The sequence below is a fragment of the Sphingomonas naasensis genome (genome assembly GCF_004792695.1).
Taxonomy (GTDB): Bacteria; Pseudomonadota; Alphaproteobacteria; order Sphingomonadales; family Sphingomonadaceae; genus Sphingomonas; species Sphingomonas naasensis.
On the sequence record NZ_SRXU01000002.1, the window covers coordinates 81,061 to 107,251 of the forward strand.

Below are 26,191 nucleotides of genomic sequence, written 5' to 3' on the forward strand. Positions count from 1 at the left end.
GCGCAGGGATCATTGCCCGGACCGGGAGGCGCCATGGCCGAGCATTGCGCGCAACGCAGATTCAACGATCGTCCCGTCTCGCGCGAAGCGGCGCCGCCGCGGACGGGCGTTCACGCCACCGCGCTCAACGCCGCGCCGCGCGTCGCGCAACTGCGCGAAGCCGCGTCGGCGCTCGCGCCGCGCGCCAATCGCACCGGGCTTCCCGATCGGCTCAAGCACGGCGTCGAGCGCCTGTCGGGCATGGCGATGGATCATGTCCGGGTGCATTATAACTCGCCCGAACCGGCCCAGCTGATGGCGCATGCCTATACCCAGGGCGCCGACATCCATGTCGGCCCCGGCCAGGAGGCGCATCTCGGGCACGAGGCGTGGCACGTCGTCCAGCAGGCCGAGGGGCGGGTCCCGCCGACGACGCAGCTCAAGGGCGTTGCGATCAACGATCAGCTCCCGCTCGAGGCCGAGGCGGACCGGATGGGCGCGCGGGCATGGGCGGCGGGCTCGGCGCCGCATGCCGCTGAATGCGGCTGCGCGGGCTGCCATGCCGCGCCGCTGGCCGCGGCGCCGGTCCAGCGCGTGGTGCAGCGCCTCTGCAACGCCGGGCATCCCTATCATCCGGACGGCCCCTGCCCCTTCGAGGCGATCGACACGCGCCCGCGGCGCCAGGGCGGCGGCAATTTCCGCTCGATCTACACCACCCCGCAGAGCGACGACACCGATCAGGCGCTCGCGCAGCATCAGTCGCAATTCCTGCTCGGCAGCAATTATCTGCCGCCGGTCGAGGTGCTCCACGCGCCCGCCACGCCGATGCCGCAACATGTCCCGCGGCGCGATCCGGCGCAGACCGGCACCGCGTTCCAGCTGGGCACCGGGCACGATAGCGCGCGCGAGCACATGGAATCACAGGGCTATGAGAGCGGGCCGCGGCGGCATCACCGCACGCATATCGGCGGATACGGCCAGCACGGTCCGATCGCCGACAATCCCGACAACATCGTCGCCGCGAGCGGCCCGATCAACGGCTTGATGACGACGGTCGATGGTCGCTATCCGCCGGGATATATCAACCTCAACGAAGCCGAGGTGCAGCCGGGGACGCGCGTGGCGCACCGCATCCATCAGGCGGTCGCGCATCCCGATGCCCCCAACACGCCGCTGTTCCGCCTGTCGCACGATGCGCAGCAGCCGCTGGTCACCGGCGGCCAATGGGACGCGCAGCAGCAATGGGCCCAGCAGCGCCTCACCGCCGAGAATCTCGAGAACCTGCATCTGCTCCAGAATCTCTCGCCGGGATCGTGGCCGACGATGGATCAGCTGCGCGACGAGGACGATAGCCGCCGCGTCGCCGAGGCACTCGACGCGATGCGGCGCTACCAGGGGCAGTAGCGCCCGCCTCGTGGATCCGCCTTGCTTTTTCGAAAAATGCGTATGGCATCCGCGCGGCGGGTCGCCTACCAAGCCGGCATGGGGGAACCGGACGCATCTGCGGCGACGATGTTGGCGAGCGATTTCGCGGCGCTGCCCGATCTGATCCGCGCGCACGGCCGCGAGCGCGGCGACAAGCCGGCGATCATCTTCGGCGAGCGGGTCGTGAGCTATGCCGTGCTCGACCGGCTCATGGACGACATCGCCTTTTCGCTGCAGCGCGACGGCGTCGAGCCGGGCGACGCGGTCGCGATCCTCGGGCCCAACATGCTCGAATATCTGCTCGTCTTCCTCGGCACGCTCCGCGCCGGCTGCGTCGCCGCGCCGCTCGCGCCCTCGGCCACACCCGAACAGCTCGCCGCGATGGTCGCCGACTGCGGCGCGCCAATCCTGTTCCACGATGCCGCGCACGCCATCGATGTGCCCGTCCGGAAGGTCTATCTCGAACATCTGCTCGACTGGATCGACGAAGGCGTGCCTGCGCCGGTGCGGATCGCTCCCGGGGACGCGTTCAACATCATCTATTCCTCGGGCACCACCGGCACGCCCAAGGGCATCGTCCAGCCGCACGCGATGCGCTGGGTGCATATCGGTCGCGCCCCCGGCGGGTTCGGCGAGGCGGTGACGATGGTCGCCACCCCGCTCTATTCGAACACCACGCTCGTCAGCGTCCTGCCCACGCTCGGCTGGGGCGGCACGGTGGTGCTGATGGCGAAGTTCGACGCGCGCGACTATCTCACCCTCGCCGAGAAGCATCGCGGCACCCTCACCATGCTGGTGCCTGTCCAATATCGCCGGATCATGGCCGATCCCGAGTTCGACCGCTTCGATCTCTCCAGCTTCACGCTCAAGACCTGCACCAGCGCGCCCTTCCCCGCCGCGCTCAAGGCCGACATCCTCGCGCGCTGGCCGGGGCTGCTCGTCGAATATTACGGCATGACCGAGGGCGGCGGCACCACGGCGCTGGTCTGCAACGCCCATCCCGACAAGCTGCACACCGTCGGCAAGCCGCTCGAGGGGCAGGACATCCGCCTGATCGACGACGACGGCCGCGAAGTGCCGCAGGGCGAGGTCGGCGAGGTCGTCGGCCGCTCGGGCGCGATGATGACCGGCTATCATGGCCGGCCCGATGCGACCGACGCCGCGACCTGGTACGACGAGGCCGGCAACCGCTTCATCCGCCACGGCGATATCGGCCGCTTCGACGAGGACGGTTTCCTCACCCTGCTCGATCGCAAGAAGGATCTGATCATCTCGGGCGGGTTCAACGTCTATCCCTCGGATCTCGAGGCGGTGCTCGTCACCCATCCCGATGTGGTGGAATGCAGCGTCGTCGGCATGCCCTCGGAGCAATGGGGCGAGACCCCGGTCGGCTTCTATGTCGGCGCCGGCGAACCCGCGGAAATCCTCGGCTGGTGCAACGCGAAGCTCGGCAAGACCCAGCGGCTCGCCGATCTCGTCCGCGTCGACGCGCTGCCGCGCAGCGCGATCGGCAAGGTGCTCAAGCGCGAGCTGCGCGACCGCTACTCCGCATGACTCCGATCGCCGACATCCTCGCCGCCGCCGCGCGCCACGAGGGCGGGTTCCGCACCGCGATCCCCGCCGACTGGATGCAGGGGCGCACCGCGTTCGGCGGCCTCTCCGCCGCGCTCGCGCTGCAGGCGGCGCTCGAGCATGAACCCGATCTCCCGCCGCTGCGCTCGGCGCAGATCGCGTTCATCGGCCCGCTCGCCGGCGCGGTCGAGGTGACGGCGACCAAGCTCCGTCGCGGCCGCAACGCCGCCTTCCTCCAGTCCGACCTCGTCTCCGAAGCCGGGCTCGGGCTGCGCGCCACCTTCGTGTTCATGGCCGAATTGCCCTCGACGATCGCGCATGACGAGGCGCCGCGCGCGCCGATCGCGCCGCCCGCGCCCGACGCCCAGCTCTACACCGGTCCCGAGACCTTCTTCACCGGCAACTTCAATTTCTGGGACCCCGGGGCCGCGCCCGGCCCCGCCGAGTGGCTGCGCTGGGCGCGGCTGCGCGCGCGCGACGGGCTCGATCCGATGGTCGAGCTGCTCGCGATCGGCGATGCGCTGCCCCCCGGCGCGTTCAAGCTCGCCGGCGAGCGCCAGACCCCGCTCAGCTCGCTCAACTGGCAGATCAACTTCCTCACCCCCGCGCCCGCGACCCGGGACGGCTGGTGGCTGCTCGCGGCGCAGGCCGACACCGCGCATCACGGCTATTCGAGCCAGCGCATGACGATCTGGAACGCCGCCGGCGATCCCGTGGCCGAAGCGATGCAGGGCGTCGCCATCTTTGGCTGAGCCCGGCCACGCGCACGTCGCCGTCTGCGGCTGACCACTCCTCCCGGGCGAGCGGAGGTTCACAAACCCCGGGCTCCGCGACAATTTGCGACAACTTGCCGCCCGAATGACAAAGCCCTGCGACAGCCGCGCCCCAAAAGGCAGTCCAGTCGCGGCGGAGGCCGCCCGCATGCTGGAGTAGTTTGCCATGAAGAAGACCCTCGCCGCCGCGCTGCTCGGCGCCACCCTGTTCGCCGGCACCGCGTTCGCCGCGCAGACCACGCCCGCCACCGCGCCGCAGGATCGCCCGATGCGCGGCGACCTGTTCGGCAAGGCCGATACCAACAATGACGGCGTCGTCACCAGGGCCGAGTTCCTCGCCGATGTCGACGCCCGCTTCGCCAGGCTCGATGCCAACAAGGACGGCAAGATCGACAAGGCCGAGCGCCCCGGCGGCGGCGAAGGCCGCGGCGGCCGGATGATGGGCCGCGCCGACACCGATGGCGACGGCGCGATCTCGCTCGCCGAGCAGCGTGCCCAGGCCGTCAAGCGCTTCGATCGCATCGACGCCAATAGCGACGGCAAGATCGACAAGGCCGAGAGCGACGCCATGCGCGAGCGCATCCGCGGCATGATGGAGCGTCGCGGCGGCGCCCCCGACGCCAACTAAGCCCCCCTCGCCGGGCGGCCCCCTCCTCTCGCCGCCCGGCACTTCTTTTCACCCGCGGAGTTGTTACGGTCGCATCATGTCCGATCTCCCCCATTTGCTTCTCGTCGACGACGAACGCTCGATCCGCGAGCCGCTCGCGCAGTACCTGACCAAACAGGGTTTCCGCGTGACGCAGGCCGGCGATGCGGAGGGCGCGCGCGCGCGGATGGCGGCCTATGCGATCGATCTCGTCATCCTCGACATCATGATGCCCGGCGAGGACGGGCTCAGCCTGTGCCGCCATATCCGCGAGACCAGCGAGACGCCGGTGATCCTGCTCACCGCGCGCAGCGAGGAGACCGACCGGATCGTCGGGCTCGAGATGGGCGCCGACGATTATGTCGTGAAGCCCTTCTCCCCGCGCGAGCTCGCGGCGCGCATCAAGGTGGTGCTGCGCCGGATGGCCGGCGGCGGCACCAAGCAGCACGCGCCCGAGACGGGCAGCTTCGCCTTTGCCGGCTGGGTGCTCAAGACCGGTGAGCGCGCGCTGGTCGATCGCGAGGGCGTGTCGGTCGCGCTGTCGACCGGCGAGTATAATCTCCTCCACGCGCTGGTCACGCGCCCGCGCCAGGTGCTCACCCGCGATCAGCTGCTCGATCTCACCCAGGGCCGCGAGGCCGCGGCGTTCGATCGCGCGATCGACAACCAGGTCAGCCGGCTGCGCAAGAAGATCGAGCCCGACGCGCGCAACCCCAGCCTGATCAAGACCGTGTGGGGCGGCGGCTACACCCTCGCCGCCGAAGTGACGCGGTTGTGAAGCGCCCCCTTCGTGCTCCCGTCCCTGCACGGAAGGGGAGAAAATGAGACGCTTCCTCCCCCGCTCGCTCGCCGGGCAGATGGCGCTGCTCATCGCCGTCGCGCTGTTCACCGCGCAGGCGATCAACTTCGCGATCGCGGTGCGCGATCGCGCCCAGTTCCGCCTCGCCCAGGCCACCCGCCCGGCGATCACCCGCATCGTCGACGCGCTCGAGCGCGAAAAGGCCGCCGGCCGGCCGCTCGCGCCCGATCGCGGCCGCGTGCGCCGGGTCGCGGCCGATCCGATCCCGCCCGGTCTCGAGCGGCGCGACGAGGTTGCCGAGGAACTGCGCGGCCAGCTCACCGAGCTCGGCATCGAGGTCGGCCGGATCGACACCGGCATCCGCGCGACCGTCGGCGACGAGAACCGCGGTCGCCGCCGCACCGGCACCATGCTCGTCATCGCGGTCGAGCAGCCCGGCAAGGGCTGGCTCACCGTCAACGCGCCCTGGGCGCGCGCCGATCGCCGGCTGATCGCCGCGCTGATCTTCCAGACGATCATCCTCTACGTCATCATCCTGCTGCCGGTGATGTGGATCGTCCGCCGCATCTCCAAGCCGCTGCGCTCGCTCGCCGGTGCCGCGCGCGATTTCCGCCCGGGCAACGGCGCGACTCCGCTCGAGGAGCGCGGCCCGAGCGACGTCCGCGCGGTGATCGCCGCCTACAACGCGCTCAGCCTGCGCGTGAACGCGATGCTCGACGAGAAGGATCGCATGCTCGGCGCGATCGGCCATGATCTGCGCACCCCGCTCGCCGCGCTGCGCGTCCGCATCGAATCGGTCGACGACGACGACGATCGCAACCGCATGGCCGATACGATCGACGAGATGAACCGCACGCTCGACGACATCCTCTCGCTCGCCCGACTCGGCCGCCCGAGCGAGCCGCCGACCGATGTCGATCTCTCGGCGCTGATCGACGCCGTGGTCGAGGATTTCCGCGATCTCGATCATCCGGTCGCGTTCGAGGAGGCCGAACGGCTCAAGATGCATCTGCGCCCCTCGCTGATGCGCCGCGCGGTGCGCAACCTGATCGAGAACGCGGTCAAATATGGCGGCGGCGCCGAGGTGAGCCTGCTCCCCGGCACGCGCCACGTCGCGATCGAGGTCGCCGATCGCGGCCCGGGCATCCCCGCGGACAAGCTTGCCGCCGTCTTCGCGCCGTTCACCCGGCTCGAGACCTCGCGCAATCGCGAGACCGGTGGCATCGGCCTCGGCCTCGCGCTCGCCCGCGCGATCGTCCAGGATGCCGGCGGCGACATCGCGCTCGCCAATCGCGACGGCGGCGGGCTCACCGCGACGATCACGCTGCCGCGCGGCTAGGAAATCTGCCGCGCCACGTCGGCGAGCAGGATGCGCGCCACCGGCCGATGCCGCTCGTCTTCGATGTCGAGGCTGCCGTGCAGTTCGATCGGCGGATGGCGGTGGCGCGTGTGGAGCATCGCCCGTGCGGCGGAGTGCGCCCCCGCGAGCGCCGCGCGGAGATCGGGAAAGTCGCCGCCCTGCTCTGCGTGCGCGACGGCGTTGCGGGTATTCAGTCGAAAGAAGAACTGCGGCATGCAGTGCGGAATGCGCGAGATTTCAGCCGGTTGCGCCGATTGATCCGGATCAGGACGATTCTTCGCCCGCCATCGTCATCCCCGCGAAAACGGGGACCCATCTCCCGGACGAGCCCCATGGTCGCGCCACCGTGCGGCACCGACAGGCAGGCGATGGCCCCGCTTTCACCGGGTGCCGGTCTGCCAAAACGAAAAACGCCGGCAGGGCACGAGCCCCACCGGCGCTGTCGATTTCGCGATCGCCACCCGTACCGGGCGGCGCGAAAATCAGCCGACGATTTCTTCCGGCTGGAAGAAATAGGCGATCTCGATCGCCGCATTCTCGTCCGAGTCCGAACCGTGCACCGAGTTCGCCTCGATCGATTCCGCCAGTTCCTTGCGGATCGTGCCGGCATCGGCATTGGCGGGGTTGGTGGCGCCCATGATGTCGCGGTTGCGCTGCATCGCGTTCTCGCCCTCGAGCACCTGCACGACGACCGGGCCCGAGATCATGAACTCGACCAGATCGTTGAAGAAGGGGCGCTCCTTGTGGACCGCGTAGAAGCCCTCGGCCTGCTCGCGGGTCATCTGGATGCGCTTCGAAGCGACGACGCGCAGGCCGCCATCCTCGAGCATCTTGGTGACCGCACCGGTCAGGTTGCGGCGGGTGGCATCGGGCTTGATGATCGAAAAGGTCCGGGTCGCGGCCATGGCCGTGCGGCTCCTGTAATTGAAGTTGTGGAAAGTCGCGGCTCCCTAGTCCGCGGGCGCGCCGGATGCAAGCGAGCGGGTCGGCGCCGGCATCGCCGCGCCGCGGGCGGCGCGGTTGTCGAGCTAGCGGGCAACCAGAAGCGGCACCGCGCCGCTCAGCGATCGCCGTTGATTCACATCGGTCAGCACGAGCGCGATACCCGGGATGTCGAAGCTGACCGAATAGCCATCCCGATCCTCGAATTTCGGCAGCGGCCGGAAGCGCGGAGGGAGCGTCCCGTCGAAGCGATACAGGCCGTCGATGCCCACCGCCCAGACGGCATCCGCCGCGCGGGCCAGCCCGAAAAAGGCGACCGTGCTCGCCGGCTCGCCATCGTCCAGCCTGCCATAGGGCGGCTGCGGCTCGAACGGCTTGAAATAGAGCCGTTGGACACGCCCGTTGCAGACAGTGACGACGCGACCGTGCGACATCATGTGAACAAGGCCGATCGCGGCCACGATGCACGATGCATCCCATGGCGCCGGGACGATGCCGTTCACCGGATCGCATGCGGCGTTCAGCGGCCCGCCGCATAGATCGCCGGATTGGTTGCTTTCGACCGGATCGACCCGACCATCGGCGCGGGAAATACGCGTCAACCCGCCACCCCACTCGCCCAGATTCTGGCCCAGCCAAACGGCGCCGGGCGTGGCCAGGGCCGTTCCGATCCCGAAAAGGGGCTCGAGTTTCTGCTTGAGCCTGACTGAATGGATTTGTCCGCTTTCCGCGTCGAGCAGGCGCCGGTTGGTGACGATCGTCACCCGGCCGTCGTCCGGCGCGCAGTCCAGCGCTGCGAAGCGGTCCCCCTCGGTGGGCGCGGTCCCCCGGGCAACCCAATTGCCGTGCACGCGATCCTGAAGCGACCATTGCGCCTCCCCGACGGCCACCAGCGCCAATAAACGGCCGCGCGACTTGCAGATCTCCACGATCTTGCCGTCGGCCGCGATCCGCTCGACGCGTTTGGCGCCCGGCCGCATCGCTACCAGCGCGCCGCCATCGTCGAGCAGCCACAGCCGGTCTTCCGCAAACACCGCGCGGCTGACCGGTCGGAATGCGTGTTCCTGATCCGGCGCCGGCGCCGCCGGAGAGAACACCGTATAGGCCGGCCCGAGGATGGCGGTCGCGGCGATCAGGCCGCAGGCGACCAGGGCACGCATCGATGGTTTGGGCGGGCGCATCGCAGGAGGATGCCCGAACGCGGGGCATCGTCAACGTCCGCCATGCCGTGTCGCGGGCCCACACCTTGCAATGTAGGATTTCGCCTGCTGCCCTCCGCGCCGGTCCGGCGCTGCCGGCCGCGCTCTTTGACAGGGTCGATTTTTCCTACAGGTCCGCGCAACAATATTTCCTGCCCGCGCAACGCGAGAGTCGTTCTACCGCGACTCTTGCGACTCTAGGTCGGCGAAACCCTACAAAAGGGCGGTTCGACTTTCCTACCGGCGCGGGCGCTCAGGCCGCCTTCTCCCAGCGCCCCGCGTCGTTCTGCTTCCAATAGTTGCGCGTGACCGAATCGCGGTCGGCGAGCCCCTTCCACGCCGCCCGCGCGTCGGCGATGCGCGTCTCGTCGAAGAAGTGGAAGGCGCGGTCGAAGCCGAGCGCCTCGTCGCGCCAGATGCCGTCGACCAGCGCGACGTTGCGCGCGCCATTGGCGGCGTCGGTGGTCGCCGCGATCAGCACCGGCTGGTCCGAATCGTCCTCGCCTCCCGCCTGGCCGTGCGGCAGGAAGCTTTCGGGGCTATAGCTCCACAGCAGCTGGTCGAGCCTGGCCCGCTGCGCCGCGTCGTCGGCGACGATCACCAGCCGGCCGCCGCTGGCGAGGATCTTCTCGGCGATCTGCGGCAGGGCGCGCTCGAGCGGTACCTGGGTGAGATGATAGAAGTCGACTTGCATGGCTCCTGTTAGCGGTTCCGTGCGTTCGGGCCAACGCACGTGACGTTGCGATGCCGCAACCGCTGGGATAGGGCGGACGGTGCCGCGTGCCCGGGAGTGAAGGAAAAGGTGGGAATCGTCGTTACGCGCAAGGCATTGCTGCTATCCGCCGCGCTCGGCCTGTGCCTCGCGGCGCAGGCGCAGGCGCAGCAGGCCGGCGCTCCGCCCGCGACGCCGCCGCAGCGCGACGCGCCGGCGCCGGTCTCGGTTCCGGCGCAGCAGCTGCAGGACCGCAACGTCGCGCCGCCGCCGCCTTCGAGCGAGGCGACCACCGCCGGCCCCGACGAGGTCCAGTTCAACGCCGATCAGCTCGACTACGATTTTGAAAACGACGTGGTCACCGCGAGCGGCGACGTCCGGCTCTATCGCCGCAGCGATCGCCTGCGCGCCGACAAGATCGTCTGGAACCGCAAGACCGGGCAAGTCGTCGCCGAGGGCAATATCGTCGTGGTCAATCCCGAGGGCGACGCCGCCTATGGCGACCGCATCGAGCTGACCGACACGCTCAAGGACGGCGCGGTCGAGAACATGCTCGTCGTGCTCGAGGCCGGCGGGCGCATCGCCGCGCAGCGCGGCCGCCGCGACAATGGCATCATCACCGTCGAGAACGCCGCCTACACGCCTTGCGCGGTGGTCGATTCGGAGGGCTGCCCCAAGGAGCCGTCGTGGAAGATCACCGCGCGGCGGGTGGTCTATGATCCGAACAAGAAACGTATCCGCTATACCGGCGCGCGGATCTCGGTGTTCGGCTTCGCCTCGATCCCGCTGCCGGTGTTCTCGCACCCCGCCGGCGGAACCAGCGACGACGGCTTCCTGACGCCCGATGTGCGGCTCGATCGCACCAACGGCTTCCAGATCGCGCTGCCCTATTATTTCAGCTTCGCGCCCAATCGCGATCTGACCGTCACCCCGCGCGTGTTCACCAATACGCTGCCGATGCTGCAGGCCGATTATCGCGCGCTCGAGAGCTTCGGCGCCTATCGCGTCTCGGCCTATGGCACCTATAGCCGCCGCGCCGACGACCTGACGGTGCCGATCACCCCGGCGACCTCGCGCAACGATTTCCGCGGCTATCTCGACGCGGTCGGCCGCTTCCAGTTCTCGCCCGAATGGAGCGCGAGCACCTCGCTGCGACTGACCACCGACCGTACCTTCCTGCGCCGCTACGACATCTCGCGCGACGATCGGCTGCGCAACAATGTCCGCGTCGAGCGGATCGACGAGGACAGCTACTTCTCGATCAACGCCTGGGCGGTGCAGACGCTGCGCGTCGGCGAGCGACAGGGTCTCCAGCCCTATGTCCTGCCCGAGCTCGACTATCGCCGGCGGATGGACGACGGGCTGCTCGGCGGGCGCTTCGAGTTCCAGCTCAACACGCTGGCGATCGGGCGGTCGGAAGGGCAGGATTCGCAGCGGGCCTTCGCCAGCGCGCGCTGGGATCTGCGCAAGCTCACGGCGTGGGGGCAGGAAGTCACCTTCACTGCCTATGGCCGCGCCGACGCCTACAATACCGACAACACGCTGCTGACCAGCGTGCCGAGCTATCGCGGCAACGAAGGCTTCCAGTTCCGCGGCATCGCGGCGGCGGCGATCGACGTCAAATGGCCGCTGGTCGGCGCGTTCCTCGGCGGCACCCAGCGGATCACCCCACGCGTCCAAATCGTCGCCGCGCCCAAGCTCGAGAACCTCGCCGTCCCGAACGAGGACGCACGCGCGGTCGATCTCGAGGATTCGAACCTCTTCGCGCTCAATCGCTTCCCCGGCTATGACCGGTTCGAGGATTCGACGCGCTTCACCTGGGGCGTCGATTATGCGCTCTGGCTGCCGGGCTTCAGCATCGACGCCAATGTCGGGCAGAGCTACCGCCTGTCGTCGCGCCCGACGATCTTCCCGGACGGCACCGGGCTTACCGATCGCGTCTCCGACATCGTCGGACGCACCGTGGTCCGCTTCCGCGACTTCCTCAGCTTCACCCACCGCTATCGCATCGACAAGGACAATTTCGCGATCCGGCGGAACGAGATCGATGCCACGATCGGCTCGCGGGCGACCTATCTCCAGCTCGGCTATCTGCGGCTCAACCGCGACATCGGCGCGACGCTGGAGGATCTGCAGGACCGCGAGGAGGCCCGGGTCGGCGCGCGCGTCCAGATCGCGCGCTTCTGGTCGGTCTATGGCGCGCTGCTCGTCGATCTCACCAATCGCGACGAGGATCCGCTGTCGCAGGCCGACGGCTTCGATCCGGTCCGCCACCGGCTCGGCGTCGCCTATGAGGACGATTGCCTTCGCCTCGGACTCACCTGGAAGCGCGATTACGAGACAACCGGCGATGCCCGCCGCGGAAACTCCTATCTTTTGTCGCTGGCTTTCAAGAATCTGGGGCGCTAGCTTGGCCGAAGGCGGGGGCGCGTAACCGAATCCCGTCAAGCCTTGGTTCAGGCACAATTGGCGAGTATGCGCCACGATCTCCCCGAGATGGATGAGGGTACGGCTTCACGTGAACATGGGTGTTGCAAAGGCGGCGCGCTTCGGCCGCAAGACTATTATGGCGCTCGGCCTTGCCGGCATCGCGTCGATCGCGATCGCGCAGACCGTGCCCGACCAGCAGGTGCCCACCACCGGCCTCGATCTCCCGGCGAACTTCCAGTTCTTCGGCAAGTCCGATCCCAACGTCCGCAAGCCGACCGCGATCGTCAACGACACGGTGATCACCGGCACCGATGTCGATCAGCGCATGGCGATGGTCATCGGCATCAGCAAGCTCAACCTCAAGCCCGAGGAACGCGACCAGCTGCGCCTGCAGATGCTGCGCCAGCTGATCGACGAGGCGCTGCAGATCCAGGAGGCCAAGGCCAACGAGATCTCGGTCGATCCCAAGGAGATCGAATCGAGCTTCGGCCGGGTCTCGCGAAATTTCCAGAAGACCCCCGAGCAGATGCGCGGTTGGCTCAAGGAGATCGGCGCGTCCGAGCGCACGCTGCGCCGCCAGATCGAGGCCGACATCGCGTGGAACCGGCTGCTGCGCCGGCGCGTGAACATCAATGTCGGCGAGGCCGAGGTCAACGCGATGCTCGAGCGCATGCGCCAGGCCAAGGGCAGCGACGAGTTCCACGTCTACGAGATCTACCAGAACGCCACCGCCGATCGCGCGCAGGAAGTCCATGCCGGCATGCAGCGCATGATCCAGCAGATGCGCGAGGGTGCGCCGTTCGACTATCTCGCCAAGACCTATTCGGAAGCGTCGACCAAGTCGGTGGGCGGCGATCTCGGCTGGGTCCGCCCGTCGATGCTGCCCGATCAGCTCGCCGCCGCCGCGCAGGAGATGCAGCCCGGCCAGGTCGCGGGCCCGATCCAGCTGCCGACCGGCTTCTCGATCCTGTACCTCGCCGAGAAGCGCAAGGTGCTCACCGCCGATCCGAAGGACGCCAAGCTGAGCCTGCGTCAGGTGGCGATCAACTTCCCCAAGGGCACGACCGAAGCGCAGGCGACGGCGCGCGCGGGCGAGTTCGCCGCCGCGACCAAGACGATCAAGGGCTGCGGCGACGTCGCCACGGTCGCGCAGGCGCAGGGCGCCGAGGTGGTCGACCGCGACGGCATCGCGATCAAGGAGCTCCCGCCCGCGCTGCAGAACATGCTGCTGCCGCTGCAGATCGGCCAGGTCACCCCGCCCTTCGGCTCGGTCGAGGATGGCGTCCGCGTGCTGGTGCTGTGCGGTCGCGACGATCCCAAGGACACCAACGAGCCCACCGTCGAGCAGGTCCAGAATCAGCTCGAGGAGCAGCGCACCAATACCCGCGCCCAGCGCATGCTGCGCGATCTGCGCCGCGACGCGTTGGTCGAGTATCGCTGAGGCGCGCGGCGGGCGGATGACGATCCCGCTCGCCATCGCGATGGGCGATTCCGCCGGTATCGGCCCCGAAATCACCGCCAAGGCGTGGAGCGCGCGCGACCTCCATGCGCTCGCTCCCTTCTTCGCGGTGGGCGATCCCCGCGCCGTTGAGAAGATCTGGGACGGGCCGGTCGCTCGGATCAGCGATCCGGCCGAGGCTGCGGAGGTCTTTGCCGACGCGCTGCCGATCATCTCGACCGGCGACGCCGGCGAAGTGGTCCCGGGTACCCCCGACGTCGACAGCGCGCGCTGTGCGCTCCAGTCGCTGGAGATGGCGACGGGGCTCACCAAGTCGGGTGCTGCGAACGCCTTGGTCACCGGGCCGGTCTCCAAGGCGCAGCTCTACCGGATCGGCTTCACCTATCCGGGCCAGACCGAGTTCGTCGCCGAGCGCTGCGGCGTCGCCAGCGACAATACGGTGATGATGCTCGCCGGCCCGACGCTGCGCGTGGTGCCGATCACCGTGCACGTCCCGCTCGCCGACGTGGCGCAGCTGATCTCGACCGAGCTGATCGTCGCCAAGGCGCGCGTGACGGCACGCGGATTGCACCGCAATTTCGGGATCGAGCGCCCCCGCCTCGCCTTTGCCGGGCTCAACCCGCACGCCGGCGAGAGCGGCGCGATCGGCCGCGAGGAGATCGAGATCCTCGCCCCCGCGCTCGAGCAGCTGCGCGCCGAAGGGATCGACGCGATCGGGCCGTTCGCCGCCGATACGATGTTCCACGCCCGCGCCCGCGCCGGCTATGACGCCGCGCTCTGCCTCTATCACGATCAGGCGCTCATCCCGATCAAGACGCTCCATTTCGACGACGGCGTCAACACGACGCTGGGCCTGCCCATCGTGCGCACCTCGCCCGATCACGGCACCGCGTTCGGCATCGCCGGGCGCGACGAGGCGCATCCGGGCGCGATGATCGCCGCGATCCGCATGGCCGCAGCGCAGGCCGAGCGCCGCGCGGAAGCCGCGGCCGGGGTCGCGTGAGCGAACTTCCGCCGCTCCGGGAAGTCATTCGCAAACACGGTCTCAGCGCCAGCAAGGCGCTGGGGCAGAATTTCCTGTTCGATCAGCAATTGCTCGCCCGCATCGCCAAGGTGCCGGGCGATCTCGCCGATGCCGAGGTGTTCGAGGTCGGGCCCGGCCCGGGCGGATTGACGCGTGCGCTGCTCGCGGCGGGCGCCTCGGTCACCGCGGTCGAGCGCGACCGACGCTGCATCCCCGCGCTTGAGGAGCTGGGCGAATTCCATCCCGGCAAGCTGCGCGTGATCGAAGGCGACGCGCTCCAGATCGACGCGCCGTCGCTGTTCGCGGGCAAGCCGCATGTCGTGGCCAACCTGCCCTATAATGTCGGCACCGCATTGCTCGTCGGCTGGCTTTCGGCGGCGTGGGAACCGTGGTGGGCGAGCCTGACCCTGATGTTCCAGAAGGAAGTCGCCGAGCGCATCGTCGCGGCGCCGGGCACCGAGGCCTATGGCCGGCTGGCGGTGCTGGCGCAGTGGCGCTCGACGCCGCGGATCGCGATGAACGTGCATCGCTCGGCCTTCACGCCGCCGCCCAAGGTGATGTCGGCGGTGGTCCATATCGTGCCCGCCGAAGCCCCAGAAGGCGTGCGGCTGCCGGTGCTGGAAGGCTTGACCGGCGCCGCTTTCGGGCAGCGCCGCAAGATGCTGCGCCAGAGCCTCAAGGGCGTCTCCGGCGCGCTCGACGCGATGGAGCGGCTCGGGATCGAATCGAGCCGCCGCGCCGAGACGGTGTCGGTGGCCGAGTTCGTCGCGCTGGCGCGTGAGCTCAGCTGAGCTAGTTGGCGGTGGTCGGCTTGGCCGGCTCGGCCTGCGCGGTCGCGGTCGGCGGCGGGCCCTTGGCGATCGAGGCAGCCAGCGCGGTCGATTCACCGCAGGTGCCGCTGCACAGCGTGTTGATCTTCGCGAGATTCTCGCGCGCCTTGGCGACCGCGCCCTTGGCGACCAACGCCTCGCCCTGCCCGCGCAGCGCGGCGACGTCGTTGGGCTCGAGCGCCAGCGCCTCGCGATAGAGACGGATGGCCTTGCCGGGCAGCGCGCGCTCACGCGCGATCTCGGCGAGGACGATGAACGCCTGCCGGTTGCGCGGGTCGATCGCGAGCGCGGTCTCCAGCGAGTCCTGCGCGCCATCGAGATTGCCGGCGGCCTTGGCGCTGCGCCCTTCCTCGAGCAGCGCGAGGGACTTGGGATCGATCTGATCGTCGGGGCGCTGCGCCATCAGCGAGGTCGAAACCGAGAGCAGCATCAGCGCCGCGGCGGCCGATATCGCAGTGATCCGCATGAAAATCTCCGAAAACGAGGCGCGTACGGCTATCATGGCCTTGTCATCTTCGCGACAAAAAAGCCATCGGTCGAGTCCCGTAAGGGGGTGAGCCGCAGGCCGGGGCCGCGCGGCGTGCCGGGGCCCATCGCCAGCGGCGCCGCGGTCCAGCCGGGATGGCGGGCGAGAAACGCCTCGGCCTGCCCGGCCCCCTCGGCATCGAGCAGCGAGCAGACGATATGGACCAGCGCGCCGCCCGGGCGGACGAGGCCGGCAGCGATATCGAGCAACGCCGCCTGGGTCGCGACGTAGCGCGCCAGCCGCTCGGGCGTGAGCCGCCAGCGCGCCTCGGGGTTGCGCCGCCAGGTGCCGGTGCCCGAGCAGGGTGCATCGACCAGCACCAGATCGGCGCGATCCAGCTGATCGGCGAGCATCTCGGGCTCGCGACCTGGATTGAGCAATCGCGTCCCGGCGATCGTGACGCCGGCACGCTCGGCACGCGGCATCAGCCGCGAAAGTCGCGGCCGATCGACATCGCAGGCGAGGATCACCCCCTGGTTCGCCATCGCCGCCGCGAGCGCGAGCGTTTTGCCGCCGCCGCCGGCGCAGAGATCGATCACGCGCTGGCCGGGCTCGGCACCGGCGGCAAGGCTGACCAGCTGGCTGCCGGCGTCCTGCACCTCGAACTGGCCGTCCTTATAGGCGGGCAGCTGCTCGACCGGCGTATCCGAAGCCAGACGCAGGCCAGCAGGGAGCCACTCAAGCGGCATCGCGCCCGGAAGCGTGGCAGCGATGGCGTCGGGATCCGCCTTGAGCGGGTTGACGCGGATGTCGAGCGGCGCACGCGCGAGCAACGCCGCCTGCTCGTCCTCGCCGAGATCCGACGCCTCGAACGCCCGGGCGAGCCAGGCGGGAAGCAGGCCGGCTTGCGCGACCGGTTCGTCCGGCGCGATCGGCGCAGGACCATAGGAGGATCCGTCGAATCCTTCGGCAAGCTCGGGACGGCGCTGCGCCAGCGCCAGCATCGCGGCGCGGCCGCTCGCCGGACGCTCGCCGAGCATGCGGATCGCGTCATAGACGAGTTCGCGGATCGCGCGGCGGTCCTTCGATCCGGCGTAGCGCCGCTCGGCGAACCAGCGTGCGACGATCGTGTCGGCCGATGCGCCCTGATCGCGCGCCGCGGCGGTGATCTTGTCGAGCAGGTCGATCGCAGCCTGTAGTCGGGCCGAGGGGTTCATGCCGCGACCAGAAGCAGAACATCGCCGGTTTTGACAGCAAAATCTCGGCCCGATGGACAAGCCCGCGATATGCCGCCACTGACGCGCCATCCCCAATCGCGACAGGGCAAGCACATGGCGTTCACGGCGAAGATCCTGCTCCTCGGCTCGGGTGAGCTCGGGCGCGAGTTCGTGATCTCGGCCAAACGGCTGGGCGCGCACGTGATCGCCTGCGACAGCTATGCCGGAGCGCCGGCGATGCAGGTGGCCGACGGCTTCGAGGTGTTCTCGATGCTCGACGGCGATCTGCTGCGCGCCGCGGTCGAGAAGCATCGGCCCGATTATGTCGTGCCCGAAGTCGAGGCGATCCGCACCGAAGTGCTCGCGGAGCTCGAGCGCGAGGGCGTGGCCATCGCCCCCTCGGCACGCGCGACCCAGATGACGATGAACCGCGACGGCATCCGCGAGGTCGCGGCGGTCGAACTCGGCTTGCGTACCTCGCGCTATCGCTACGCCGAGAGCCTCGATGAGGTGCTGGCGGGCGCCGGGCACACCGGGCTGCCCTGCGTGATCAAGCCGGTCATGTCGTCGTCGGGCAAGGGGCAGAGCACGGTGCGCAGCGCCGACCGGCTCGAGGCCGCGTGGGATTATGCCGTCGCCAATATGCGCGGCGACCGGCGGCGGGTGATCGTCGAGGAGTTCGTCGATTTCGATTACGAGATCACGCTCCTCACGGTGCGCACCCGCGAGGGCGTGCTGTTCTGCCCGCCGATCGGCCACCGCCAGGAGCGCGGCGACTATCAGGAGAGCTGGCAGCCCGCTGCGATGTCGGCAGCCGCGATCGCCGATGCGCAGGCCATGGCGCGCAAGGTCGTCGACGATCTCGGCGGCTATGGCATTTTCGGAGTCGAGTTCTTCGTCAAGGGCGAGGAAGTGATCTTCTCCGAGCTGTCGCCTCGTCCGCACGACACCGGCATGGTGACGCTGCTCTCGCAGAATCTGAGCGAATTCGATCTGCACGCCCGCGCGGTGCTCGGCCTGCCGATCCCCGCGATCACGCTGCGCGGCTCGTCGGCCTCGGCGGTGATCCTCGCCGATCGCGATGCGGAGACGCTCAGCTATACCGGCCTCGCCGAGGCGCTGGCGGTGCCGGGTGGCGAAGTCGATGTGCGCATCTTCGGCAAGCCGACTTCCCGGCCCTATCGGCGGATGGGCGTGGCGCTGGCGATCGCGCGGGACACCGACGCGGCGCGGCGCATCGCCGCCGAGGCGGCGGGCAAGATCGGCATCGGCTACGGCACCTAGCCGCCTCGCGGCCGCGGGCTAGAATTTCGGAGGGCCGGCTTCCGGGTCCTCGGCCTTCTTGCACGCGCCCGTGGTGAGGACATCCGAATGCGGATTCCAGCCGTTCGGCGTGTAGGGTTGCCCGTCATAGGTCCATTGATCGCCGACATAACGCTGCGAGGCGGTGCCGGAGCGGCGGTTCACGTTGAAGCTGTGCTGCGCGTCGGTATAGGCATATTCGCCCTCCGACCGGCTGGTCCACTGCATCTCGATCTTGTCGGCGGTGATGACGCAATCGCGCTCGCGACAGAGATCACCGGACCAGCCATTTCCGGGGTTCCAGAGCTGAACGCTCGCGGTGGTGGCGCGGTAGAGACCCCAGAATTGACCATTATTGGCGGAGCAGGCGAAAAAGGACTGCGCCTGCGCGGCATTCCCCAACCCGACCGTCGCAATCGCGGCGACGACGACAAGACGCGCTTTCATCGGCATTCCCCTTTTCTGCCAAGCCCTTCGGACCGTAACCTCGCTATCGTTCCGATGCTGTCACCACGCTGAATTGTTGCGCATCGCCACGCGCTGACCCTCCCGCAAGGGACGAACGCTTTGTTGCTAGTGACTCGCAAATGCATAAGAGCTATCGGGGCGCCGAACGGGCGGCGGGCGCGATGATGCGTCGAGGCCTTTGCAGGAGGAACCGATGAAGCGACTGATACTGGCAGCGATGATGCTCGGTTTTGCCGGGGCGGCGCAGGCGCACGAGGTGTGGGTCGAGCGCGACGGCAACGGCCCGGTTCGAATCTATCTGGGCGAGCCCGGAGACGCGCTGCCCGAGGGCGGCGATCCCGAATTCGCCAGGCTCAAGGCGCCCAGGCTCGTCTCGCACCCCGCCGCGTCGCTGGTCCGCAAGGCGGGCTATCTCGAGGCGACCGTCGCCGCGGGGGACGTCCGCGTGCTGGACGACAATGTCTTCGAGCCATGGGATGCCGAGGGGAAGAAGGAAGGCGTGGTCTATTATGCCCGCGCCGGACGCAGCGAGCCGCGCGCCGCCCTCCCCTTCGAGATCGTGCCGATCGAGGCCGGTTCGAACCGCTTCACGGTGATGCGCGACGGCAAGGCCGTGCCCGGCGCCAAGGTCGTCGTGATCACGCCCGACAAATGGTCGAAGACCTTCGTCGCCGATGGCCGCGGCGGGCTCGACATCCCGATCCGCGAAAATGGCCGCTATCTGCTCTCGGCGACGATCAAGGACACCACGCCGACCGCGCTTCCCGGCGGCAAGGTCGACGCCGTGCACCACATCACCACGACCACTTTCGTGAAATGAGCGCCCACCGGCGCTGACGGCGACGGCAGGTTTCGCGCGTGACCCGTGTGAAACCTGCCGCGGGCCGGGCGCTCAGCGCGTCGGGTAGTTCGGTGCCTCGCGGGTGATCGTCACGTCGTGGACATGGCTTTCCTTGAGGCCGGCATTGGTGATGCGGACGAACCGCGCCTTCTTCTGGAAATCGGCGATCGTCCCCGCGCCGACATAGCCCATCGACGCCTTCACGCCGCCGACCAGCTGGTGGATCACCTCGCGGGCCGGACCCTTATAGGGGACCTGGCCCTCGATGCCCTCGGGGACGAGCTTGAGCTGATCCTTGACGTCCTGCTGGAAATAACGGTCGGCCGAGCCGCGCGCCATCGCGCCGACGCTGCCCATGCCGCGATAGGATTTGTACGCGCGACCCTGGTAAAGGAAGGTCTCGCCGGGCGCTTCCTCGGTACCGGCGAGCAGCGAGCCGACCATGCAGGTCGAGGCGCCCGCCGCGAGCGCCTTGGCGAGATCGCCCGAGGTGCGCAGGCCGCCATCGGCGACCACGGGCACGCCCGACTTCGCGGCTTCGGCCGCGGCTTCCATCACCGCGGTGAGCTGCGGCACGCCGACGCCGGCGACGACGCGGGTGGTGCAGATCGAGCCCGGGCCGATCCCGACCTTCACACCGTCCGCGCCCGCATCGATCAGCGCGCGCGCCGCCTCGGCGGTGGCGATGTTGCCGGCGATCACCTGGACGCGGTTCGAGAGCTTCTTCACCCGCTCGACCGCGCGGCTGACTTCCTTGTTGTGGCCGTGCGCGGTGTCGATGACGATCAGATCGACTTCGGCGTCGACCAGCGCCTCGGTCCGCGCGAAGCCCTTGTCGCCGACGGTCGAAGCCGCGGCGACGCAGAGGCGGCCGGCAGGATCCTTGGTTGCGTTGGGATAGGTGACCGCCTTCTCGATATCCTTGACGGTGATCAGCCCGACGCAGCGATAGCCCTCGTCCACCACGAGCAGCTTCTCGATGCGGCGCTGGTGGAGCAGGCGGCGCGCCTCTTCCTGGCTGACCCCGGCCTGGACGGTGGCGAGGTTCTGGTGCGTCATCAGCTCGGACACCGGCTGGTTCGGATTGCCGGCGAAGCGGACGTCACGATTGGTGAGGATGCCGACGAGCTTGCCCGAGGCCTCGACGATCGGAATGCCGCTGATCCGGTGGCGCTCCATCAAGGCGGTGGCCTCGCCGAGCGTGCCGTCGGGAGTCATCGTGATCGGATTGACCACCATGCCGCTTTCGAAGCGCTTGACCTGGCGAACCGCCTCGACCTGCTCCTCGATGTCGAGATTGCGGTGGAGCACGCCGATTCCGCCGAGTTGCGCCATGACGATCGCCATGTCGGCCTCGGTGACCGTATCCATCGCCGAGGAGAGGATCGGAATGTTGAGCGCCAGCCCCTTCGTCACGAAGGTCCGGGTATCGGCCATGCTCGGCAGGACCTCGGACTCGCCCGGATAGAGAAGGACGTCGTCGAAGGTGAGGCCGAGGGGGATATCCATGAGGTGCGCCAAAATCCTGAGTCGGGAGTTGGCGGCCCATGTAACCGCGGTCAGCGCAAACCGCTAGTGCCCCGCGCGACGATCGCGCTTGCGGCGTTCTTCACCGGCATATTCGGGGTTCACATTCTGCCGGCGATCGCTCTCGCTGCGACGCTCGCCCGCCTGCTGCTTTTCGTGACGATCCATCAGACACCTCCTCAAAGCCTGCAGCATGATGCGATGATATTCAGATCGCGTGAGAAAACACGGTAAGCGCCGCGTTAACCGGTTGCCCGCCCCGGCAGCTCCGACGATTCATCGGGCGCGATGTGCGGATAGAGAATCGTCCGTTCGGCCTCGATCTGCTCGCGCATCGCGCCGCGCACCTGCTGCGAGGCACGGCAATAGCCCGGCCAGTCCTTGGCGAGCTGCCTAAGGCTCCAGGTGCCGATATGGTCCGAGGACGACGTCATGGCGGCGATGCTCGCCTCGCGCAGCGCGCGCACCGCGGCCGCCTCTTCGGGCGCAAGCGTGAGCTGAAGCTGGACGCAGAGCGAGTCGACCAGCCGACGACGGGCGCCGCTGGTGCGGGTCAGCCGGTAGCGCAGGCTGGCGAGCGCCGCTTCGTCCGGCATCGGCTGTGCCGTCAGGTCCTCCAGCTCTTCGAGCATCCCGAGCAGTTGCCCGTGCAGGGTTTGCAGATCCGACATCGATCACCCGTTGCGACTTGTTCTATCCTTGCATGGCCGGAGGCGCCGCCGCCGACAATCAGGGGAACGCCCGGAGTTCAGCGCGGGTTTCTCGCGATCAGCGCATGCGCCTGCGCGACGTGCATCGCCTCGATCATCCGTCCGCCGAACCGCTCGGCACCGCCGGTGGCCGCTTCGATCAGCGCTCGCGCTTCCGCCAGCTCGGCTTCGCTGGCGCCGAACAGCGCGCTCGCGACCGCGATCTGGCTGGGATGGATCAGCGATTTCCCGTCGAAGCCGAAGCCGCGCCCCTGCCGGCATTCGGCCGCGAGCCCCTCGGGATCGTCGAGCGCGTTGAACACCCCGTCGATCGCCCAGACGCGGTGCGCGCGCGCGGCGAGGACGATCGTCTGGCGCGCGAGGATCAGCCCGTCATCGCCGACCCCGGCGGGAATGCCGAGCTCGGCGCGCAGATCATTCACCCCTGCGATCAGCCCGCCGATCCCGGGGGCCGCGGCGATATCGGCGGCGGCGAGCACCCCGCGCGGCGTCTCGATCATCACGAGCAGCGGCTTGCCCAGCGCGGCGGCGAGCGAAGCCGCAGCTTGCGCGCTCTCGACCTTGGGCAGCACCGCGAAATCGCAGCCCGAACGCGCGACCGCGGCGCGATCCGCGGCATGCTCGATCGAGTCGAGGCCGTTGAGGCGGATCGCGCTCAGCCGATCGCCGAACCCCTCGGCCACCGCGGCGACCGCTGCGTCGCGCGCGCTCGCCTTGGCATCGTCGCGTACCGCGTCCTCGAGATCGAGGATCACCATGTCGGCGGCGAGCCCCCGCGCCTTCTCGATCGCGCGCGGATTGGACGCGGGCAGGAACAGGGCGGTGCGCGGGGCCAGACGGGCTGTGGTCATGGCCCGACTCTATGCTAGCAAGGCGCAGGAATTGCGAGGGGAGTCGGGGGGAATGGACGTGCTGAACGTTTTTCTGATCGTGCTGGTCGCGGCGGTGCTGCTCTACCTGTTTTCCAGCGTGAAGATCGTCACCCAGGGCTATCAATATACGATCGAATATTTCGGACGCTTCACCGCGGTGGCGGCGCCGGGCCTCAATTTCTACCCCGCCTTCTTCTATCGCGTCGGCCGCAAGGTGAACATGATGGAGCAGGTGATCGACATCCCCGGGCAGGAGATCATCACCAAGGACAATGCGATGATCTCGACCGACGGCGTCGTGTTCTTCCAGGTCCTCGACGCCGCCAAGGCCGCCTATGAGGTGTCGGACCTCTATGTCGCGCTGCTCCAGCTCACCACGACCAATTTGCGCACCGTGATGGGTTCGATGGATCTCGACGAGACACTGTCGAAGCGCGACGAGATCAACGCCCGATTGCTCAACGTCGTCGACCACGCCACCACGCCGTGGGGGGTCAAGATCACCCGCGTCGAGATCAAGGACATCCGCCCGCCCGCCGACATCGTCAATGCGATGGGCCGCCAGATGAAGGCCGAACGCGAGAAGCGCGCCAACATCCTCGAGGCCGAGGGCACGCGCGCCTCCGAGATCCTGCGCGCCGAGGGGCAGAAACAGTCCAAGATCCTCGAAGCCGAGGGCCGGCGCGAGGCCGCATTCCGCGACGCCGAAGCCCGCGAACGCTCGGCCGAGGCCGAGGCCAAGGCGACCGAACTCGTCTCGGACGCGATCGCCAAGGGATCGAGCCAGGCGATCAACTATTTCGTCGCGCAAAAATATGTCGAGGCGGTGAGCAAGTTCGCGACCTCGCCCAACGCCAAGACGATCCTCTTCCCCGTCGAGGCGACGCAGCTGATCGGCACGCTCGGCGGGATCGGCGAGTTGGCCAAGGACGCGCTGGGTCGCACTCCGCCCGCCGCGCCGCCGGCCCCGCCTGCGCCGCGCGGCAGGCCGACGCCGTTCGGCGCGCAGGAAGGCTGAGCCATGGAAGCGCTGCTCGCCACCCCCGGGCTCGCTTGGCTGATCTTCGCGGCGGTGCTCGCGCTCGCCGAGTTGATGATGCCGGGGATCTTCCTCGTGTTCGTCGCCGCCGGCGCGGCGGTGACCGGCATCGTCACGCTGATCATCCCCGGCTTCGTTCCCACCTTTCAGGTCGCGGTGTTCATCGTCGCCACCTCGACCGCGGTTGGTCTCGGCCGGAGCTGGTACCTGCGCAATCCGGTCCCAAGCGCCGACCCGCTGCTCAACGACCGCGTCGCGCGGCTCGTCGGCGAGATCGTGACCGTGGTCGAGCCGATCGCGGCGGGCAAGGGCAAGGTCCGCGTCGGCGACAGCGAATGGCTCGCCAGCGGGCCGGATCTCCCCGTCGGCGCGCGCGTGCGGATCGTCGGCGCCGTCGGCACCGCGCTCACCGTCGAGCCCCTTGCCGGCTGATCACCCATTCGAGGAATGACCATGCGTAGCTCCCGCCGCCAGCTCCTGCTCGGCACCGCCGGCACTCTCGCGGCGGCCGCGCTGCCCCGCTCGGCACATGCCCTGTTCCAGAACGCCGACGCACGCGCCGACGCGCTGCTCACGCGCACCGCGGAAAGCTTCCTCAAGCTCTATCCCGAGAACGCGACCTCGCTCGGCATCGACAAGGAGCAGCGCGCCCCGCTCAAGCATCAGCTCACCGATCGCTCGCCGGCCGGGCAGCGCAAGATCGTCGCGCATCTGCGCGAGACGCTCGGCGCGATCGGCAAGCTCGACATGAATGCGCTGAGCCCGGTGATGCGCACCAATGTCGAAGTGGTGCAGGCCTCGTACGGCAGCGGCCTCGAAGGTTTCGGGTTCGGCTATGGCGACGTCGCGGTCGGCAGCTGGCGCAACACGCCCTATGCGGTCGTCCAGAATGTCGGCGCGTGGATCGACGTGCCGCGGATGCTCGACACCGATCATCAGGTGAACACGCGCGAGGACGCCGAGGCCTATGTCGACCGCGTAGAATCCTATGCCGAGCAGCTCGACGGCGAGACCCAGCGGCTCAAGACCGCCGCGGCCAAGGGCGTGATCGCGCCCGACTTCCTGCTCGACAAGGCGCTCAGGCAGCTCAAGATCGCGCGGAGCGGCAACACCGCGGGATGGGGCCTCGTCACGTCGATCGCCAATCGCACCGCGGGAATGGAAGGCGATTTCGGCAACGCCGCGTGGATGCTGGCGAACGACAAGGTCGCCCCCGCGCTCGACCGCCAGATCGCCGAGCTCGAGCGTCACCGCAAGCGCGCGACTTCGGATGCCGGGGTGTGGAAGTTCGCGGACGGCGAGGCCTATTACGCTTGGGCGCTGCGCGCGGGCACGACCACCACGATGACTCCCGACGAGGTCCATCAGATGGGTCTCGACCAGCTCCGCGCAATCCAGGCCGAGATGGACGCGATCCTCAGGAAAGAGGGCTATAGCCAAGGCAGCGTCGGGGCGCGGATGGAAGCGCTGGCCAAGGATCCGCGCTTCGCCTTCGCCGAGGGCGATCCCGGCCGCGCCGAGATCCTGCAGTTCCTCAACACGCGCATCGCCGACATTCGCGGGCGCATGCCGCAGGCGTTCAACACGCTGGTCAAGGGCAATGTCGAAGTGCGCCGCTTGCCGCCCGAAGAGGAGCCCGGCGCGCCCGGCGCCTATGGCGGGCCCGGCTCGATCGACGGAACGATCCCCGGCAAGTTCTGGATCAACCTGCGCACGACGAGCCTGCACACGCGCTTCAGCCTGCCCGATCTCGCCTATCACGAGGCGATCCCCGGCCATGTCTGGCAGGGCGAATATGCATTCAAGCTGCCGCTGATGCGCTCGCTGCTGCAATTCAACGCCTATTCGGAAGGCTGGGCGCTCTATGCCGAGCAGCTTGCCGACGAGCTCGGCGTCTATGCCGACAATCCGGCGGAGAAGCTCGGCTATCTCCAGTCGCTCGGCTTCCGCGCCTGCCGGCTGGTGGTCGATACCGGGCTCCACGCCAAGCGCTGGACGCGCCAGCAGGCGATCGACTGGTTCGTCACCGCCAACGGCTCGTCGGTCGAGGAAGTCTCGGGCGAGGTCGACCGCTATTGCGCATGGCCGGGACAGGCCTGCGGCTACAAGGTCGGGCACAGCGAGATCAACCGGCTGCGCGACCGCGCCAAGACGGCGCTGGGGCCAGCCTATGATTTCAAGGCGTTCAACGATGCCGTCGTGCTCGGCGGCAATGTGCCGATGACCGTGCTCGGGCACGTCGTCGATCGCCATATCGCGGCGCGAAAGGCATGATCCTCCGGCGCTGGCGCGGCAAGATCCGCACCCGCGATCGCGATGCCTATCGCGACTATATCGCCGCGACCGGAGGCACCGACTATACGTCGACGCCGGGCAATCTGGGCTTCCAGATGCTGTTCCGCGACCTCGACGACGGCACGACCGAAGTGACGACGCTGAGCTGGTGGCGCGGCATCGACGACATCAGGGGCTTTGCCGGCGACGATATCGCCCTCGCCCGCTACTATCCCGAGGACGATCGGTACCTGCTCGAACGCCCGCGCGACGTCGAGCATCACGACGTGGTGGCGAGCAGCCTGCCGATCGGGGACTAGCGCCG

27 protein-coding genes are annotated in these 26,191 nt (G+C 68.7%); 16 read left to right on the plus strand and 11 right to left on the minus strand.

The features are described 5' to 3' along the window. The first annotated feature begins 33 nt into the window (after window positions 1-33). The 6 genes from E5A74_RS05570 (at window position 34) to E5A74_RS05595 (ending at window position 6,533) form a co-directional block, all read left to right on the plus strand. Window positions 34-1,383, plus strand: coding sequence for an eCIS core domain-containing protein (locus E5A74_RS05570; protein WP_135983286.1), 1,350 nt, complete (start codon window positions 34-36; stop codon window positions 1,381-1,383). A 78-nt stretch (window positions 1,384-1,461) separates the two neighbouring features. After that, window positions 1,462-2,958 carry a class I adenylate-forming enzyme family protein gene (locus E5A74_RS05575; protein ID WP_135983287.1) on the plus strand — a complete coding sequence of 499 codons (1,497 nt, stop codon included), beginning with the start codon at window positions 1,462-1,464 and terminating at the stop codon, window positions 2,956-2,958. Next, complete coding sequence (locus tag E5A74_RS05580) at window positions 2,955-3,728, plus strand: thioesterase family protein (protein WP_135983288.1); 774 nt, start codon at window positions 2,955-2,957, stop codon at window positions 3,726-3,728. Before E5A74_RS05575 ends, E5A74_RS05580 begins: the two co-directional genes overlap by 4 nt. 187 nt (window positions 3,729-3,915) lie before the next feature. Further along, complete coding sequence (locus E5A74_RS05585; protein ID WP_135983289.1) at window positions 3,916-4,377, plus strand: EF-hand domain-containing protein; 462 nt, start codon at window positions 3,916-3,918, stop codon at window positions 4,375-4,377. 76 nt (window positions 4,378-4,453) lie between these two features. Beyond that, a complete protein-coding gene (locus E5A74_RS05590; protein WP_135983290.1) occupies window positions 4,454-5,173 on the plus strand; it encodes a response regulator in 720 nt (239 codons plus the stop codon). A gap of 43 nt (window positions 5,174-5,216) precedes the next feature. Then, a complete protein-coding gene (locus E5A74_RS05595) occupies window positions 5,217-6,533 on the plus strand; it encodes an ATP-binding protein (protein ID WP_240699676.1) in 1,317 nt (438 codons plus the stop codon). Here the strand turns inward: E5A74_RS05595 and E5A74_RS05600 are convergent. The 4 genes from E5A74_RS05600 to E5A74_RS05620 all read right to left on the minus strand — a co-directional run bounded on the left by E5A74_RS05600 (window position 6,530) and on the right by E5A74_RS05620 (window position 9,389). After that, entirely contained in the window at window positions 6,530-6,769 is a 240-nt protein-coding gene (locus E5A74_RS05600; protein ID WP_135983291.1) for a DUF6894 family protein, read from the minus strand. The genes E5A74_RS05595 and E5A74_RS05600 overlap by 4 nt on opposite strands. A 267-nt stretch (window positions 6,770-7,036) precedes the next feature. After that, window positions 7,037-7,459, minus strand: a complete 423-nt coding sequence (gene ndk, locus E5A74_RS05605; protein WP_135983292.1) for a nucleoside-diphosphate kinase — start codon at window positions 7,457-7,459, stop codon at window positions 7,037-7,039. A 123-nt stretch (window positions 7,460-7,582) separates the two neighbouring features. Beyond that, the gene (locus E5A74_RS20815; RefSeq protein ID WP_166745659.1) at window positions 7,583-8,656 is read right to left on the minus strand and encodes a hypothetical protein; all 1,074 of its coding nucleotides are present in this window, start codon (window positions 8,654-8,656) and stop codon (window positions 7,583-7,585) included. A gap of 292 nt (window positions 8,657-8,948) precedes the next feature. Continuing rightward, complete coding sequence (locus E5A74_RS05620; protein WP_135983295.1) at window positions 8,949-9,389, minus strand: DNA polymerase III subunit chi; 441 nt, start codon at window positions 9,387-9,389, stop codon at window positions 8,949-8,951. Window positions 9,390-9,497: 108 nt separating this feature from the next. On the opposite strand from E5A74_RS05620, the gene E5A74_RS05625 reads away from it, so the two are divergent. The 4 genes from E5A74_RS05625 to rsmA all read left to right on the plus strand — a co-directional run bounded on the left by E5A74_RS05625 (window position 9,498) and on the right by rsmA (window position 15,111). Then, a complete protein-coding gene (locus tag E5A74_RS05625; protein ID WP_240699677.1) occupies window positions 9,498-11,816 on the plus strand; it encodes an LPS-assembly protein LptD in 2,319 nt (772 codons plus the stop codon). Window positions 11,817-11,931: 115 nt separating this feature from the next. Further along, complete coding sequence (locus E5A74_RS05630; RefSeq protein ID WP_240699678.1) at window positions 11,932-13,278, plus strand: peptidylprolyl isomerase; 1,347 nt, start codon at window positions 11,932-11,934, stop codon at window positions 13,276-13,278. A 16-nt stretch (window positions 13,279-13,294) separates the two neighbouring features. Then, window positions 13,295-14,299, plus strand: coding sequence for a 4-hydroxythreonine-4-phosphate dehydrogenase PdxA (pdxA, locus tag E5A74_RS05635; RefSeq protein WP_135983297.1), 1,005 nt, complete (start codon window positions 13,295-13,297; stop codon window positions 14,297-14,299). Then, window positions 14,296-15,111, plus strand: a complete 816-nt coding sequence (gene rsmA / locus E5A74_RS05640) for a 16S rRNA (adenine(1518)-N(6)/adenine(1519)-N(6))-dimethyltransferase RsmA (protein ID WP_135983298.1) — start codon at window positions 14,296-14,298, stop codon at window positions 15,109-15,111. Before pdxA ends, rsmA begins: the two co-directional genes overlap by 4 nt. A gap of 1 nt (window position 15,112) precedes the next feature. Here the strand turns inward: rsmA and E5A74_RS05645 are convergent, their stop codons facing one another. Further along, entirely contained in the window at window positions 15,113-15,616 is a 504-nt protein-coding gene (locus tag E5A74_RS05645) for a tetratricopeptide repeat protein (RefSeq protein ID WP_135983299.1), read from the minus strand. Between the two features lie 32 nt (window positions 15,617-15,648). Then, window positions 15,649-16,833 (minus strand): RsmB/NOP family class I SAM-dependent RNA methyltransferase, encoded by a 1,185-nt coding sequence (locus E5A74_RS05650; protein ID WP_135983300.1) that lies wholly within the window; start codon window positions 16,831-16,833, stop codon window positions 15,649-15,651. A gap of 114 nt (window positions 16,834-16,947) precedes the next feature. Between E5A74_RS05650 and purT the strand changes: the two genes are divergently transcribed. Continuing rightward, window positions 16,948-18,117, plus strand: a complete 1,170-nt coding sequence (purT, locus tag E5A74_RS05655) for a formate-dependent phosphoribosylglycinamide formyltransferase (protein WP_135983301.1) — start codon at window positions 16,948-16,950, stop codon at window positions 18,115-18,117. A gap of 18 nt (window positions 18,118-18,135) precedes the next feature. Here the strand turns inward: purT and E5A74_RS05660 are convergent, their stop codons facing one another. After that, the gene (locus tag E5A74_RS05660) at window positions 18,136-18,582 is read right to left on the minus strand and encodes a hypothetical protein (protein ID WP_135983302.1); all 447 of its coding nucleotides are present in this window, start codon (window positions 18,580-18,582) and stop codon (window positions 18,136-18,138) included. 214 nt (window positions 18,583-18,796) lie between these two features. Between E5A74_RS05660 and E5A74_RS05665 the strand changes: the two genes are divergently transcribed. Then, complete coding sequence (locus E5A74_RS05665) at window positions 18,797-19,423, plus strand: DUF4198 domain-containing protein (RefSeq protein ID WP_135983303.1); 627 nt, start codon at window positions 18,797-18,799, stop codon at window positions 19,421-19,423. A gap of 72 nt (window positions 19,424-19,495) precedes the next feature. Here E5A74_RS05665 and guaB read toward each other — a convergent pair whose 3' ends face one another. The 4 genes from guaB to E5A74_RS05680 form a co-directional block, all read right to left on the minus strand. Further along, a complete protein-coding gene (guaB, locus tag E5A74_RS05670) occupies window positions 19,496-20,953 on the minus strand; it encodes an IMP dehydrogenase (RefSeq protein WP_135983304.1) in 1,458 nt (485 codons plus the stop codon). A 63-nt stretch (window positions 20,954-21,016) separates the two neighbouring features. Then, window positions 21,017-21,139 carry a hypothetical protein gene (locus E5A74_RS21350; protein ID WP_276469515.1) on the minus strand — a complete coding sequence of 41 codons (123 nt, stop codon included), beginning with the start codon at window positions 21,137-21,139 and terminating at the stop codon, window positions 21,017-21,019. A 74-nt stretch (window positions 21,140-21,213) separates the two neighbouring features. Next, the gene (locus E5A74_RS05675; protein ID WP_135983305.1) at window positions 21,214-21,642 is read right to left on the minus strand and encodes a hypothetical protein; all 429 of its coding nucleotides are present in this window, start codon (window positions 21,640-21,642) and stop codon (window positions 21,214-21,216) included. Between the two features lie 77 nt (window positions 21,643-21,719). Further along, a complete protein-coding gene (locus E5A74_RS05680; protein ID WP_135983306.1) occupies window positions 21,720-22,532 on the minus strand; it encodes an HpcH/HpaI aldolase/citrate lyase family protein in 813 nt (270 codons plus the stop codon). Between the two features lie 52 nt (window positions 22,533-22,584). On the opposite strand from E5A74_RS05680, the gene E5A74_RS05685 reads away from it, so the two are divergent. The 4 genes from E5A74_RS05685 to E5A74_RS05700 are packed head-to-tail and all read left to right on the plus strand — an operon-like array spanning window position 22,585 to window position 26,186. After that, window positions 22,585-23,571, plus strand: a complete 987-nt coding sequence (locus tag E5A74_RS05685) for an SPFH domain-containing protein (protein ID WP_135983307.1) — start codon at window positions 22,585-22,587, stop codon at window positions 23,569-23,571. Window positions 23,572-23,574: 3 nt separating this feature from the next. Beyond that, entirely contained in the window at window positions 23,575-24,024 is a 450-nt protein-coding gene (locus E5A74_RS05690; RefSeq protein WP_135983308.1) for an NfeD family protein, read from the plus strand. 21 nt (window positions 24,025-24,045) lie between these two features. Further along, window positions 24,046-25,866, plus strand: a complete 1,821-nt coding sequence (locus E5A74_RS05695) for a DUF885 domain-containing protein (RefSeq protein ID WP_135983309.1) — start codon at window positions 24,046-24,048, stop codon at window positions 25,864-25,866. Then, complete coding sequence (locus E5A74_RS05700; RefSeq protein ID WP_135983310.1) at window positions 25,863-26,186, plus strand: hypothetical protein; 324 nt, start codon at window positions 25,863-25,865, stop codon at window positions 26,184-26,186. Before E5A74_RS05695 ends, E5A74_RS05700 begins: the two co-directional genes overlap by 4 nt. Window positions 26,187-26,191: the final 5 nt, after the last annotated feature.